This window comes from Streptomyces curacoi, from assembly GCF_001513975.1.
Taxonomy (GTDB): Bacteria; Actinomycetota; Actinomycetes; order Streptomycetales; family Streptomycetaceae; genus Streptomyces; species Streptomyces curacoi.
Map to the genome: position 1 here is coordinate 269,468 of NZ_KQ947992.1, position 15,255 is coordinate 284,722.

Genomic DNA, 15,255 nt, shown 5'->3' on the forward strand with positions numbered 1-15,255 from the left:
CCAGATGAGCCGTTCCGCACACCCCGCCGGGCCCCGTCACGCCGACGTCCTCCCCGAGGGCCACTACTCCGCCCCGCCCGCGGACCTCAACGCCCTCGACCCGAAGGTGTGGGCCCAGACCGTCGCCCGCAACGCCGAAGGCGTCGTCACCGTCGGCGGTATCGATGTGAAGACCCTCGCCGAGCAGCACGGCACCCCGGCCTACTTCCTCGACGAAGCCGACTTCCGGGCCCGGGCACGGGCGTGGCGCAGTGCCTTCGGGTCCGACGCCGACGTCTTCTACGCCGGCAAGGCGTTCCTCTCCCGCGCCGTCGTGCGGTGGCTGCACGAGGAGGGCCTCAACCTCGACGTCTGCTCCGGCGGCGAGCTGACCACCGCCCTCTCCGCCGGCATGCCCGCCGACCGCATCGCCTTCCACGGCAACAACAAGTCCGAGGAAGAGATCCACCGTGCCATCGAGGCCGGCGTCGGACGCATCGTCCTCGACTCCTTCCAGGAGATCGTCCGCGTCGCCCACATCGCCCAGTCCCTGGGCAAGCGGCAGCGCGTGCAGATCCGTATCACCGTGGGCGTGGAAGCACACACGCACGAGTTCATCGCCACCGCCCACGAGGACCAGAAGTTCGGCATCCCGCTCGCCGGGGGACAGGCCGCCGAGGCCGTGCGGCGGGCTCTTCAGCTCGACGGGCTGGAGCTCATCGGGATCCACAGCCACATCGGGTCGCAGATCTTCGACATGTCCGGGTTCGAGGTGGCCGCCCACCGGGTGGTCGGGCTGCTGAAGGACATCCGGGACGAGCATGGCGTCGAGCTGCCCGAGATCGACCTCGGGGGCGGCCTCGGGATCGCCTACACCAGCGACGACGACCCGCGCGAGCCGCACGAGATCGCCAAGGCCCTGACCGAGATCGTCACGCGTGAGTGCGAGGCCGCCAGGCTGCGGACTCCCCGCATCTCCGTCGAGCCCGGGCGGGCCATCGTCGGGCCCACCGCCTTCACGCTCTACGAGATCGGCACCATCAAGCCCCTCGACGGGCTGCGGACGTACGTCTCCGTCGACGGCGGCATGTCCGACAACATCCGTACGGCGTTGTACGACGCCGAGTACAGCGTCGCCCTGGTGTCGCGGACGAGTGACGCCGAGCCCATGCTGGCCCGCGTCGTCGGCAAGCACTGCGAGAGCGGGGACATCGTCGTGAAGGACGCGTTCCTGCCGGCCGACCTGGCACCGGGTGACCTGATCGCCGTACCGGCCACGGGGGCCTACTGCCGGTCGATGGCCAGCAATTACAACCATGTGCTCCGGCCGCCCGTCGTCGCCGTGAACGACGGCGAGTCCCGGGTGATCGTGCGGCGTGAGACGGAGGAGGACCTCCTGCGTCTCGACGTCGGGTGACCACAGAAGGAGCGGGGTGGAAGATCTCCTGTCTTGCACCCCCGTACAAATGAAATAGATGTCTCATAATCCGGACGAAGGACAGAAACTCCCGTCCGGTGAGTGAGACTGGTGCAACCGTAGACGGTATGAGGAAACGAGGTCGGATGATGCGTACGCGTCCGCTGAAGGTGGCGCTGCTGGGCTGTGGAGTGGTCGGCTCAGAGGTGGCGCGCATCATGACGACGCACGCCGACGACCTCGCCGCCCGGATCGGTGCTCCGGTGGAACTCGCGGGGGTGGCGGTACGGCGGCCCTCCAAGGTCCGTGAGGGCATCGACCCGGCCCTCGTCACCACCGACGCCACCGCCCTCGTCAAACGCGGTGACATTGATGTCGTGGTGGAGGTGATCGGCGGCATCGAGCCCGCCCGTACCCTCATCACCACCGCCTTCGAGCACGGCGCCTCCGTCGTGTCGGCGAACAAGGCCCTCCTCGCCCAGGACGGCGCCGCCCTGCACGCGGTGGCGGAGGAGCACAACAAGGACCTCTACTACGAGGCCGCCGTCGCCGGTGCCATCCCGCTGATCCGTCCGCTGCGCGAGTCCCTCGCCGGCGACAAGGTCAACCGTGTGCTCGGCATCGTCAACGGGACCACCAACTTCATCCTCGACAAGATGGACAGCACGGGGGCCGGGTACCAGGAAGCTCTCGACGAGGCCACCGCCCTGGGATATGCGGAAGCCGACCCCACCGCTGACGTCGAGGGGTTCGACGCCGCCGCCAAGGCCGCCATCCTCGCCGGTATCGCCTTCCACACGCGCGTGCGCCTCGACGACGTCTACCGCGAGGGCATGACCGAGGTGACCGCGGCCGACTTCGCCTCCGCGAAGGAGATGGGCTGCACCATCAAGCTGCTCGCCATCTGCGAGCGCGCCGAGGACGGCCAGTCGGTCACCGCGCGCGTGCATCCCGCGATGATCCCGCTGAGCCACCCGCTCGCCTCCGTGCGCGGCGCGTACAACGCCGTGTTCGTCGAGTCCGACGCCTCCGGGCAGCTCATGTTCTACGGCCCCGGCGCGGGCGGTTCCCCGACCGCCTCCGCCGTGCTCGGCGACCTCGTCGCCGTCTGCCGCAACCGGCTCAGCGGGGCAACGGGGCCCGGCGAGTCGGCGTATGCCGCCCTGCCCGTCTCTCCGATGGGCGACGTCGTCACGCGCTATCACATCAGCCTCGACGTGGCGGACAAACCGGGTGTTCTCGCCCAGGTGGCGACCGTGTTCGCGGAGCACGGTGTCTCGATCGATACGGTTCGCCAGCAGGGCAAGGACGGCGAGGCCTCCCTCGTCGTCGTCACCCACTGTGCGTCCGACGCGGCCCTCGGCGGGACCGTCGAGGCGTTGCGCAAGCTCGACACCGTGCGGGGTGTCGCCAGCATCATGCGGGTTGAAGGAGAGTAACCAGCAATGACCCACCAGTGGCGCGGAATCATCGAGGAGTACCGGGACCGGCTGCCCGTCTCCGACACCACGCCGGTCGTGACGCTCCGCGAGGGCGGCACGCCCCTCGTGCCCGCGCAGGTGCTCTCCGAGCGCACGGGCTGCGAGGTCCACCTCAAGGTGGAAGGCGCCAACCCCACCGGGTCCTTCAAGGACCGCGGTATGACCATGGCCATCAGCAAGGCCAAGGAGGAGGGGGCGAAGGCGGTCATCTGCGCCTCCACCGGCAACACCTCCGCCTCCGCCGCCGCTTATGCCGTCCGTGCGGGAATGGTTTCGGCCGTTCTCGTCCCGCAGGGCAAGATCGCGCTCGGCAAGATGGGCCAGGCGCTCGTGCACGGCGCGAAGATCCTCCAGGTCGACGGCAACTTCGACGACTGCCTCACGCTCGCCCGCGACCTGAGCGACAACTACCCCGTGGCCCTGGTCAATTCGGTCAACCCGGTACGTATCGAGGGGCAGAAGACGGCCGCCTTCGAGATCGTGGACATGCTGGGCGACGCCCCCGACATCCATGTCCTGCCGGTGGGCAACGCGGGCAACATCACCGCGTACTGGAAGGGCTACAAGGAGTACGCCACCGACGGTGTCTCGAAGCGGACCCCCCGGATGTGGGGGTTCCAGGCCTCCGGCTCCGCGCCCATCGTGCGCGGCGAGGTCGTCAAGGACCCGTCGACCATCGCGACCGCCATCCGCATCGGCAACCCCGCGTCCTGGCAGTACGCGCTCGCGGCGCGGGACGAATCGGGCGGTCTCATCGATGAGGTGACGGACCGTGAAATCCTGCGCGCCTACCGGCTGTTGGCCGCGCAGGAGGGCGTCTTCGTGGAGCCCGCCTCCGCCGCGTCCGTCGCCGGTCTGCTGAAGGCCGCCGAGCAGGGCAAGGTCGACCCGGGCCAGCGGATCGTCTGCACCGTCACCGGCAACGGCCTCAAGGACCCCGACTGGGCCGTCGCCGGCGCCCCGCAGCCCGTCACCGTCCCGGTCGACGCGGCGACGGCGGCCGAGCGGCTCGGGCTGGCGTAAGAGGCACCCCACCCCGCCGCCGCGGCGCGCCACACTCCGCCGCAGCGGCGCCCCACCCCACCACTGCGGCGCCGCACGCCGTCGTAGCGGCGCCACACCCCGTCGTACGGGGCTCGCATCCGCGAGTAAGAGGGCGCTTACCTGGGGAACTTCTCTACGGGGGGTGCACAGGGGGCATACGACACGCATCGTGCGCCTCCTGTGCGCCCTATGTCGCCACAGAACCCACCTTCGATAGGCTGTACTGAACCCGCCCGCCGCATATGCCTCCGCATGGGGCTCGGTGCCGCGCCGTCTCCGTGGCCCGCAAGCGGCCGCAAGGGTCCTCGTACGTCATCGAATGTCTTCGACAATCACGCAGCTCAAGGAGAGTCATCGAGCGATGGCCGGTCCAGCGTTCCGCGCCGCCGCCGTCCGGGTGCGCGTCCCCGCCACCAGCGCCAACCTCGGCCCGGGCTTCGACGCCCTCGGCCTGTCGCTGGGGCTCTACGACGACGTGGTCGTCCGGGTGGCCGACTCCGGGCTGCACATCGACATCGCGGGTGAGGGCAGCGAGACCCTCCCGCGCGACGAGAAGCACCTTCTCGTACGGTCCCTGCGCACCGCCTTCGACCTGCTGGGCGGGCAGCCGCGCGGGCTGGAGATCGTCTGCGCCAACCGCATCCCGCACGGCCGGGGCCTCGGCTCCTCCTCGGCGGCCATCTGCGCCGGCATCGTCGCCGCGCGTGCCGTGACCATAGGCGGCGAGGCCAGGCTCGACGACACGGCCCTGCTGGAGCTCGCCACCGAGATCGAGGGCCACCCCGACAACGTGGCGGCCTGTCTGCTCGGCGGCTTCACCCTCTCCTGGATGGAGAACGGCGCCGCGCGAGCGATCAGGATGGATCCCGCCGATTCCATCGTTCCGGTGGTTTTCGTGCCCGGAAAGCCGGTCCTGACCGAGACCGCGCGCGGCCTGCTGCCCCGCACCGTGCCGCACGTCGACGCCGCCACCAACGCGGGCCGCGCCGCCCTGCTCGTCGAGGCCCTGACCAGGCGCCCCGAGCTGCTGCTGCCCGCCACCGAGGACCGCCTCCACCAGGAATATCGCGCGCCCGCCATGCCGGAGAGCGCGGCGCTGGTGGAGCGGCTGCGGGCGGACGGAGTCCCGGCGGTCATCTCCGGCGCGGGCCCCACCGTTCTGGCGCTGGCCGACGCCGACAGCGCCGACAAGGTCGCCCATCTGGCAGGCGAAGGGTGGGCCGCGAACCGGCTCGACCTCGACGCCCAGGGAGCGAGCGTGCTGCCGCTTGCGACCTGACACACGGTTGCCGGATTTCGAGAGGGGGAATGTTTGTTGGATCCGGTAGTGTTAATCTCAAGTCTGCACCCGACCCCACCATGGCGAGGTGCTTCGTGTCCCCGTCCGGGACAGACATTCTTCCGGGAGCCTCCCAAGCCGCACTGTGTTCCGTACGACGTACGCGGGCAGTACCTCGTACGCGGGCACTGAGCGACTTGCCGGGCACGCTCCGGAACCGGCGCGACCGAGCCGAGTGACACAGACACTCCGTGCCACGGCTCTGGGAAGCGCCATCACCAGATATTTCCTCCGCCGCTTTGGGCGGACCACCGCCCCGGCACGGTCCACACACCAGGGACCGAAGCCGGACAGCACAACCGGTCGCCGAGCCAGACAGGCCGACGTCCGCTCCAGGGAAGGACCCTTCGTGAGCGACACCACCGATCTGATGGGCGCACGTGTCGAGGAGACCGCTGCCGCGCCCGCCACGGACGCCTCCGCGCCTGCCACCGGTGCCGGCTCCCGGCGGCGCCGCGGTACCGGCCTTGAGGGCATGGTGCTGGCCGAGCTGCAGCAGGTCGCATCCGGCCTCGGAATCAGGGGCACCGCGCGTATGCGCAAGAGCCAGCTGATCGAGGTCATCAAGGAGGCGCAGGCAGGAGGTGGCGCCGCCCCGGCGAAGGCCGAGTCCGCCACCGAGACCAAGCCGAAGCGCCGCACCACCTCCCGGGCCCGTACGGGCGACGAGGCTCCCGCCGAGAAGAAGGCGGCGAAGTCGGCTGAGGCCCCCGCCGAGAAGGCCGTGGCCCAGCAGCAGATCGAGATTCCCGGTCAGCCGGCCAGCGATGACGCCCCGGCCGAGCGCCGCCGTCGCCGCGCCACCGCCGAGGCGGGCGCCCCCGCGGCCGCCCCCGAGACGGTCGCCGCCGAGGCCAAGAGCGAGCCGAAGGCCGAGACGCCCGCGCAGTCGCAGGCCCAGCAGGGCGACGCCAAGGGCGAAGCCGGTGAGGGCGGCGAGGGCCGCCGCCGCGACCGCCGTGAGCGCGGCCGGGACCGCGACCGTGGTGACCGAGGCGACCGCGGTGACCGCGGTGACCGCGGTGACCGTCGCAAGGGCGACGACCAGCAGGGCGGCCAGCGCGGTCAGCAGCAGAACCAGCAGCAGGGCGGCGGCCGTCAGGACCGCGGTCAGCAGGACGACGACGACTTCGATGGCGGCCGCCGTGGCCGTCGCGGGCGCTACCGAGACCGCCGTGGCCGTCGTGGCCGCGACGACGTGCAGGAGCCGCAGATCGCCGAGGACGACGTCCTGATCCCGGTCGCGGGCATCCTGGACATCCTCGACAACTACGCCTTCATCCGTACGTCGGGCTACCTGCCCGGTCCGAACGACGTGTACGTCTCCCTCGCCCAGGTCCGCAAGAACGGCCTGCGCAAGGGTGACCACGTCACCGGTGCGGTCCGGCAGCCCAAGGAAGGCGAGCGGCGCGAGAAGTTCAACGCGCTGGTGCGTCTGGACTCCGTCAACGGCATGGCGCCCGAACACGGCCGTGGCCGCCCGGAGTTCAACAAGCTGACGCCGCTGTACCCGCAGGACCGGCTCCGTCTGGAGACCGACCCGGGCGTGCTGACCACCCGCATCATCGACCTCGTGTCGCCGATCGGTAAGGGCCAGCGCGGTCTGATCGTGGCCCCGCCGAAGACCGGTAAGACCATGATCATGCAGGCGATCGCCAACGCGATCACCCACAACAACCCCGAGTGCCACCTGATGGTCGTCCTCGTCGACGAGCGTCCGGAAGAGGTCACCGACATGCAGCGGTCGGTCAAGGGCGAGGTCATCTCCTCGACCTTCGACCGCCCGGCCGAGGACCACACGACGGTCGCCGAGCTCGCCATCGAGCGTGCGAAGCGGCTGGTCGAGCTCGGGCACGACGTGGTCGTCCTGCTGGACTCCATCACGCGTCTGGGCCGTGCCTACAACCTGGCCGCGCCCGCCTCCGGCCGCATCCTGTCCGGTGGTGTCGACTCGACCGCGCTGTATCCGCCGAAGCGCTTCTTCGGTGCCGCGCGGAACATCGAGGACGGCGGCTCGCTGACCATCCTCGCCACCGCCCTGGTGGACACCGGGTCCCGCATGGACGAGGTGATCTTCGAGGAGTTCAAGGGCACCGGCAACATGGAGCTCAAGCTCGACCGGAAGCTCGCCGACAAGCGCATCTTCCCGGCCGTGGACGTGGACGCCTCCGGCACCCGTAAGGAAGAGATCCTGCTCGGGGCCGAGGAGCTCGGCATCGTCTGGAAGCTGCGTCGTGTGCTGCACGCGCTTGACCAGCAGCAGGCGATCGAGCTGCTGCTCGACAAGATGAAGCAGACCAAGTCGAACGTCGAGTTCCTGATGCAGATCCAGAAGACGACGCCGGCGCCGGGTAATGGTGACTAGTCGCCGTTGAGCTGTCGGCTGTTCGTCGGCCGCGGCTTGTTCGTGGCTGGTCGCGCCCACGCGGCGGAGCCGCATATTGATGCAGTCCCGCGCCCCTTTGGGACGCGTCGAGGCCGCCCTACGTCATTCAGTGACGTAGGGCGGCCTTTTGGCGCAGATAGGGACGGGCGTACTCGTGCGCCCCTTCCTACTCATGCACCTCTGGGGGGACCTCCTTGGCCACGACCATGTCCGGCAGCGGGCGTCACAGACGCCGGATGCGTATCGCACTGCCTGTCGCCGCCGCCGGCGTTGCCGCGGCTGTCGCCGCCGCGTTGATGACCTCGTCCGCGGGGGCCGCGACCGCGCTGCCGCAGCCGACCGTGAAGCCCGCCACCAGTTCGGCCTCGCTCGCCGAGCTGGAGCGCCGCGTCGCGGGTGCCCTCGCCGGTGACGACACCGCGGGGGAGACGACCACGAAGTCGTCCTACAGCGCGAGCACCAGCAGCTCTTCCGGTGACGCCGCTGACTCCTCCGTGAGCCCCATGGTCATCGGGGGCACCGAGACCACCATCGCCTCGGCGCCCTGGATGGCGCAGCTCTGGTACTACGACGACCAGGGCACCCCCGACGACGAGAGCGACGACCTCGGGTTCTTCTGCGGCGGCGCCGTCGTCGCGCCGACGAAGATCCTGACCGCCGCGCACTGCGTCAAGGGCTACGACTGGTACAACCACGGCGCCGTCGTCACCGGCACCGCCCAGCTGCCGTCCACCGACGACGCCGGCAACACCGACCTGCACGGCGGCACCGTCACCCTGCCGGACCGGCAGTGGTACCACCCCTCGTACAACTCGACGACGATCGACAACGACATCGCCGTGATCACCCTGGCGGGCGCCGTCAAGGCGACGCCGATCCGCATGACGACGTCCGGGGACACCGCCTCGTACGCCGCGGGGACGAGCGCCAAGGTCTACGGGTGGGGCCGTACCAGCTCCACCAGCCAGGACATCTCCGAGACCCTGAAGACGGCCACCCTGCCCGTCCAGTCCGACAGCACCTGCGCGGGCTACTACGGCAGCGAGTTCGTCAAGGGCCACATGGTCTGCGCGGGCAACCCGGCGAGCGGCAGCGACAGCGGTACGACCAGCGCCTGCAACGGTGACTCCGGCGGGCCGCTCGTCGTCAACAACCGGATCGTCGGTGTCGTCTCCTGGGGCGTGGCGGACTGTGTCGCGGAGGGCGCCTACAGCGTCTTCGCCAAGGTCAGCACGTACGTCGGCGCCGCCTACCCGCGCGTCGACGACACCAACATCAGCGGCGACCACAAGGCCGACCTGTGGGTGCGCAACTCCTCCACCAGGACCGGCTACTCGAAGGACTCCAACGGCAGCTCCTTCGCCGCGCGCGTGTCCTGGGGCAACTGGGACGGGGTCAACGTCGTCCTGCAGACCGACCTCGACCGGGACGGCTACCAGGACCTGGTGTACCGGCGCAGCTCCGACGGCGACGTGTTCTGGTCGCACTTCGTGCAGTCCAGCGGCAGCTGGACCACCAAGCAGCTCGCCGACAACTGGAAGACCCGCACCCGGATCGTCGTCCCCGGTGACGTCACCGGCGACTACCTGCCCGACCTGCTCTCGGTCGACTCCGGCGGCTACCTGTGGATCTACCCGGGCAAGGGCAACGGCAGCTTCGGGACCCGGGTGAAGGTCGGCTCCGGCTGGAACCAGTACAACTCCCTGCGCGGCCACGGCGACTTCACCGGCGACGGCAAGACCGACCTGATCGCCCGCCAGGCCAGCACCGGCTACCTGTATCTGTACAAGGGCACCGGCAAGTCTGGCACGGGCGCCTTCTCCAGCCGTATCAAGGTGCGGGAGTGGGCCGGCTACAACGCCTTCGACGCGGTCGGCGACATCAGCGGCGACGGCAGGGCCGACTTCCTGGCCCGTACGCCCGGCGGCACGCTCTACCTGTACAAGGGCACCGGCAAGGCCACCAGCGAGATCTTCGCCACAAGGATCTCGGTCGGCACGGACTTCAAGCAGTACGACATCTTCGGCTGACCTCGCAGGTGAGACGGGTACGGCCCGGATCGCCGACCGCACACCGTGCCCACCGCTCGCCAGGCGGTGGGCACGGTCCGTTGTGCAACCCTTCTCCGAGTTTCCCCGTCTGACCGGACGGGGTCACGATGGTGTGGTACGGGCCGATTGGCCACGCCTGACCCTGAAAGCAGGGGGTAACCGACCGACGAGAACCTAGGAGCACAGTGTCCGCCGAGAGCACGCCGGAGTCCGGCATACCGGGCAGCACCGGCACCAGGGGCCCGCGCCGCCGCGCCAAGGGCCGCCGTCGCAAGCCTCGCGACCAGCGCAAGGGCCTGTTGATCATGGCCTGGACGGCCGCCGGGATCGTGGTCCTGGGCGGCACCGGCGCCGGATACCTGTACTTCAAGCTCAACGGCAACATCAAGAGCGTCGACATCGACCAGGCCCTCGGCACCGACCGGCCGGAGAAGGTCGACAACGGCTCGGAGAACATCCTCGTCCTCGGTTCCGACACCCGTGCCGGCAGCAACAAGAAGCTCGGGGGCGGCGCCGACGACGGCAGTGCCCGCTCGGACACCGCGATGATCGTGCACGTCTACGAGGGCCACAAGAAGGCCAGCGTGGTCTCCATCCCACGCGACACCCTCGTGGACCGCCCCAAGTGCACGGACACCAACGGGGACACGCACGACGCCGCGTCCGGCGTGATGTTCAACGAGGCGTACTCCACGGGCGGCGCCGCCTGCACGGTGAAGACCGTCGAGTCCCTCACCGGCATCCGCATGGACCACTACCTGGAGGTCGACTTCTCCGGCTTCCAGAAGCTCATCGACGAGCTCGGCGGCGTCGAGGTCACCACCACCAAGGACATCAACGACCCCGACAGCCACCTCGACCTCAAGGCCGGCCCCCACCAGCTCACCGGCAAGCAGGCCCTCGGCCTGGTCCGCACCCGGCACGGCGTCGGCGACGGCTCCGACCTCGGCCGTATCCAGCTCCAGCAGGCCTTCATCAAGGCGTTGATCAACCAGGTCAAGGACATCGACCTGTTCGGCAACCCCAAGCGGCTCTACGACCTCGCCAACACCGCCACCAACGCGGTCACGACCGACTCCGACCTGGGCACGGTCAACTCCCTGATGTCCTTCGCGAACGGCCTGAAGGGCATCAGCGCCAAGAACATGACGATGGTCACGATGCCGGTCCAGTACGACCCGGCGGACCCCAACCGCGTCATCATCGCCGAGGCGAAGGCCAAGCAGGTTTGGACGGCCCTGAAGAACGACAAGCCGATCCCGAAGTCGGCCACGAAGGGCACGGCGACGGGCGACGCCAAGGGTGTGGTGACGGCGTCCTGAGCGACGCCGGATCACTCGATCCAGTCCTCACCGCGGCGATCACGGCCCAGCCCCCACGGCCGCGAATTCGTCGTCACCGCCCCGTGCCACCGCACCCAGCCGACGCAGCGCCCGCGAGACCGGGCCGCCGGCCGCAGGGAACGGCCGGCCCTCCGCGACGCGCAGCGGCCCGAGCACGAGGCGACCGTGGTCCCACACCGCCGCCTGCTGCACGGCGTCGGCGACGGTGGGTGTCCGTCATCGGCATCAGCGACAGGCCCTGGTCAAGCGGTGCGTGCGAGGCGGACAGGTCTCCCGCGATCGCCTTCGGCAACGCCTCGCCGGCGATCACTGCCCGCAGTTCGTAACTCATCCCCGCGCCCCCGCTTCCGCCCCTGGGAATAGATCACACCGCCCCCCGGTTTTGGGGGATGCGGTCAGTCCTGGCAGACTGGTACGTCGGCTCCGGTTCACGCTCCCGCATCCCGCGGCGGCGACCCGGCGCCCTCCCGAAACAGTAGGAGACACCTTGAAGCGCGACATCCACCCCGAGTACGTCGAGACGCAGGTCAGCTGCACCTGTGGCGCGTCGTTCACCACCCGTAGCACGATCACCAGCGGCACCATCCGTGCCGAGGTCTGCTCCGAGTGCCACCCGTTCTACACGGGCAAGCAGAAGATCCTCGACACCGGTGGCCGTGTGGCCCGCTTCGAGGCCCGCTTCGGCAAGGCTGCTGCCGGCTCCAAGAAGTAGCGAGCTCCAATTCGCCGGTCCACGGCCGCGCCCCACCACAGGCGCGCCGGGACCGGCGTTTTTGGTCGCCCGCCCTTCACAGACGTACCTACACAGGAGCCCAAGATGTTCGAGGCCGTCGAGGAACTGGTCGCTGAGCACGCCGACCTGGAGAAGAAGCTCGCCGACCCGTCGGTCCACGCCGACCAGGCGAACGCGCGCAAGCTGAACAAGCGCTACGCCGAGCTCACCCCGATCGTCGCCACGTACCGCTCTTGGAAGCAGTCCGGCGACGACATCGAGACGGCCCGGGAACTGGGCGCCGACGACGCGGAGTTCGCCGCCGAGGTCAAGGAGCTGGAGAAGCAGCGCGAGGAGCTGACGGAGAAGCTCCGCCTCCTGCTCGTCCCGCGTGACCCCAGCGACGACAAGGACGTCATCCTTGAGATCAAGGCCGGCGCCGGCGGCGACGAGTCCGCGCTCTTCGCCGGTGACCTGCTGCGCATGTACCTGCGTTACGCCGAGCGCGTCGGCTGGAAGACCGAGATCATCGACGCCACCGAGTCCGAGCTGGGCGGCTACAAGGACGTCCAGGTCGCGGTGAAGACCAAGGGACAGACCGAGCCCGGGCAGGGCGTGTGGGCCCGCCTGAAGTACGAGGGCGGTGTGCACCGCGTCCAGCGGGTGCCCGCCACCGAGTCCCAGGGCCGTATCCACACCTCCGCGGCCGGTGTGCTCGTCACCCCCGAGGCCGAAGAGGTCGATGTCGAGATCAACCCCAACGACCTGCGGATCGACGTCTACCGGTCCTCCGGCCCGGGCGGCCAGTCCGTCAACACCACCGACTCCGCCGTGCGCATCACGCACATCCCGACCGGAGTCGTCGCCTCCTGCCAGAACGAGAAGAGCCAGCTGCAGAACAAGGAGCAGGCACTGCGTATCCTGCGCTCCAGGCTGCTCGCCATGGCGCAGGAGGAAGCGGAGAAGGAGGCCGCCGACGCCCGCCGCAGCCAGGTCCGCACGGTCGACCGCTCCGAGAAGATCCGCACCTACAACTTCCCGGAGAATCGCATCTCGGACCACCGCGTCGGCTTCAAGGCCTACAACCTGGACCAGGTGCTGGACGGCGACCTCGACGCGGTGATCCAGGCCTGCGTCGACGCGGACTCGGCGGCGAAGCTGGCGGCTGCGTAAGGACGTAGGCACGTACGAGTACGACAGCGAGTACGACACGGAGGACTTGCGTGCAGCAAAACATTGGGGGGCGACCCTCAAGCCCCCGCAGCGTGCTGCTCGCGGAGGTGGCCCAGGCCACCCAGCGGCTGGCCGATGCCGGCGTGCCCTCGCCGCGCAATGACGCGGAGGAGCTCGCCGCGTTCGTGCACGGCGTGAAGCGGGGCGAGCTGCACTCCGTGAAGGACGCGGACTTCGACGCCCGGTACTGGGAGGTCGTCGCCCGCCGCGAGCAGCGCGAGCCACTGCAGCACATCACCGGGCGTGCCTACTTCCGGTACCTGGAACTCCAGGTCGGGCCCGGAGTGTTCGTGCCCCGCCCCGAAACCGAGTCGGTCGTCGGGTGGGCCATAGACGCCGTGCGGGCGATGGACGTCGTCGAGCCCTGCATCGTCGACCTGTGCACCGGCTCCGGCGCCATCGCGCTCGCCCTCGCCCAGGAGGTCCCGCGCTCGCGCGTGCACGCCGTGGAGCTGTCCGAGGACGCCCTGGTGTGGACGCGCAAGAACGTGGCGGGGTCCCGTGTCGACCTGCGGCAGGGCAATGCCCTGGACGCCTTCCCCGACCTCGACGGCCAGGTCGACCTGGTCATCTCCAACCCGCCCTACATCCCGCTCACCGAATGGGAGTACGTCGCTCCCGAGGCGCGGGACTACGATCCCGAACTCGCCCTGTTCTCGGGGGAGGACGGCCTCGACCTCATCCGCGGTCTGGAACGCACCGCGCACCGGCTTCTGCGCCCCGGCGGTGTCGTCGTCATCGAGCACGCCGACACCCAGGGCGGCCAGGTGCCGTGGATCTTCACGGAGGAGCGGGGCTGGGCCGACGCGGCCGACCATCCCGACCTCAACAACCGCCCCCGGTTCGCGACCGCCCGCAAGGCGCTGCCGTGACCGCCCCCCACGCAGTTCTCTCTGAAGCCCGGCATTACGTGTACGAGGAGGCCCGCTAGATATGGCACGGCGATACGACACCAACGACGCGACCGACCGCACGACGGGTCTGCGTGAGGCCGCGTCCGCCGTCCGCCGTGGCGAGCTCGTGGTGCTTCCGACCGACACGGTGTACGGCATCGGGGCCGACGCGTTCTCCAAGGAGGCCGTGGGTGACCTGCTGGAGGCCAAGGGCCGGGGCCGCAACATGCCCACCCCTGTGCTGATCGGCTCCCCGAACACCCTTCACGGTCTCGTCACCGACTTCTCCGAGCTGGCCTGGGAACTGGTCGACGCGTTCTGGCCGGGCGCGCTGACGCTGGTCGCCAAGCACCAGCCGTCCCTGCAGTGGGACCTGGGCGACACCCGGGGCACGGTCGCCGTGCGCATGCCACTGCACCCGGTCGCCATCGAGCTGCTGACCGAGGTCGGCCCGATGGCGGTCTCCTCGGCCAACCTGACGGGTCACCCGGCGCCGGAGGACTGTGACGCCGCCCAGGAGATGCTCGGCGACTCCGTCTCGGTCTACCTGGACGGCGGCCCGACCCCCGGCAACGTCCCGTCCTCGATCGTCGACGTGACCGGCGAGGTCCCCCTGCTGCTGCGCGAGGGCGCGATCTCGGCCGACGAGCTGCGCAAGGTGGTACCCGACCTCGAGGTGGCCAATTGACAGCCCCTGATGTGGGGCGTGGCATAGGCAACGGGGAGAACGCCGCGGAGATCACGACGACATTCGTCGGGCTTCCGCGCGACAGCTTCCGCATCCTCCACGTCAGCACCGGCAACGTGTGCCGCTCGCCGATCACCGAGCGGCTGACCCGTCATTTCGTCGCGCAGCGGCTCGGGGTGCTCGGCGGCGGGCTGATCGTGGAGAGCGCGGGGACCTGGGGCCACGAGGGCGCGCCCATGGAGGCCAACGCGGAGACCGTCCTCGCCGACTTCGGCGCGGACGCCTCCGGCTTCGTCGGCCGCGAGCTCCTCGACGAGCACGTCATCCGCGCCGACCTGGTCCTCACGGCCACCCGCGACCACCGCGCCCAGGTCATCTCCATGGGCCACTCGGCGGGCCTGCGCACCTTCACCCTCAAGGAGTTCACCCGCCTGGTGAAGGCGATAGATCCGGCGACCCTGCCGCCCCTGGAGGACGGCGTGGTCATCCGCGCACGCGCTCTGGTCCGCGCGGCGGCGGCTCTACGCGGGTGGCTGCTGGCGCCGACGGCGGAGGCGGACGAGGTGTACGACCCGTACGGGGCGCCGCTGCCGTTCTTCCGGTCGGTGGGGGACGAGATACACGAGGCGCTGGATCCGGTGGTGACGGCGTTGACGGGGGTGCCTGCGCGCACGTAGGCGCAGGCGACG

At 69.9% G+C, this 15,255-nt stretch carries 12 protein-coding genes; all 12 read left to right on the top strand.

Features of this window, described 5'->3' with window-relative positions; genetic code table 11:
- Positions 1-4 precede the first annotated feature (4 nt).
- The 12 genes from lysA (at position 5) to AQI70_RS29410 (ending at position 15,243) form a co-directional block, all read left to right on the top strand.
- Complete coding sequence (gene lysA / locus AQI70_RS29355; RefSeq protein ID WP_062155320.1) at positions 5-1,396, top strand: diaminopimelate decarboxylase; 1,392 nt, start codon at positions 5-7, stop codon at positions 1,394-1,396.
- Between the two features lie 146 nt (positions 1,397-1,542).
- The gene (locus AQI70_RS29360) at positions 1,543-2,835 is read left to right on the top strand and encodes a homoserine dehydrogenase (RefSeq protein ID WP_062155321.1); all 1,293 of its coding nucleotides are present in this window, start codon (positions 1,543-1,545) and stop codon (positions 2,833-2,835) included.
- Positions 2,836-2,841: 6 nt separating this feature from the next.
- Entirely contained in the window at positions 2,842-3,900 is a 1,059-nt protein-coding gene (thrC, locus tag AQI70_RS29365) for a threonine synthase (protein WP_003997882.1), read from the top strand.
- 382 nt (positions 3,901-4,282) lie between these two features.
- Positions 4,283-5,200, top strand: a complete 918-nt coding sequence (gene thrB, locus AQI70_RS29370) for a homoserine kinase (protein ID WP_003997881.1) — start codon at positions 4,283-4,285, stop codon at positions 5,198-5,200.
- Positions 5,201-5,609: 409 nt separating this feature from the next.
- Entirely contained in the window at positions 5,610-7,625 is a 2,016-nt protein-coding gene (gene rho, locus AQI70_RS29375) for a transcription termination factor Rho (RefSeq protein ID WP_062155323.1), read from the top strand.
- 257 nt (positions 7,626-7,882) lie between these two features.
- Entirely contained in the window at positions 7,883-9,676 is a 1,794-nt protein-coding gene (locus AQI70_RS29380; RefSeq protein WP_062155325.1) for a trypsin-like serine protease, read from the top strand.
- A gap of 206 nt (positions 9,677-9,882) precedes the next feature.
- Entirely contained in the window at positions 9,883-11,019 is a 1,137-nt protein-coding gene (locus AQI70_RS29385) for an LCP family protein (protein WP_062155328.1), read from the top strand.
- Positions 11,020-11,527: 508 nt separating this feature from the next.
- Complete coding sequence (gene rpmE / locus AQI70_RS29390) at positions 11,528-11,752, top strand: 50S ribosomal protein L31 (RefSeq protein ID WP_062155333.1); 225 nt, start codon at positions 11,528-11,530, stop codon at positions 11,750-11,752.
- Between the two features lie 105 nt (positions 11,753-11,857).
- On the top strand, positions 11,858-12,925 hold the full coding sequence (prfA, locus tag AQI70_RS29395; protein ID WP_062155335.1) for a peptide chain release factor 1: 1,068 nt from the start codon (positions 11,858-11,860) through the stop codon (positions 12,923-12,925).
- Between the two features lie 92 nt (positions 12,926-13,017).
- Positions 13,018-13,857: a peptide chain release factor N(5)-glutamine methyltransferase gene (gene prmC, locus AQI70_RS29400; RefSeq protein ID WP_062155337.1), complete on the top strand. Its 840-nt coding sequence runs from the start codon at positions 13,018-13,020 to the stop codon at positions 13,855-13,857.
- Between the two features lie 61 nt (positions 13,858-13,918).
- Positions 13,919-14,566 carry an L-threonylcarbamoyladenylate synthase gene (locus AQI70_RS29405; protein WP_003997874.1) on the top strand — a complete coding sequence of 216 codons (648 nt, stop codon included), beginning with the start codon at positions 13,919-13,921 and terminating at the stop codon, positions 14,564-14,566.
- On the top strand, positions 14,563-15,243 hold the full coding sequence (locus tag AQI70_RS29410; protein ID WP_037886626.1) for an arsenate reductase/protein-tyrosine-phosphatase family protein: 681 nt from the start codon (positions 14,563-14,565) through the stop codon (positions 15,241-15,243). The genes AQI70_RS29405 and AQI70_RS29410 overlap by 4 nt, the downstream gene beginning before the upstream one ends.
- Positions 15,244-15,255 lie beyond the last annotated feature (12 nt).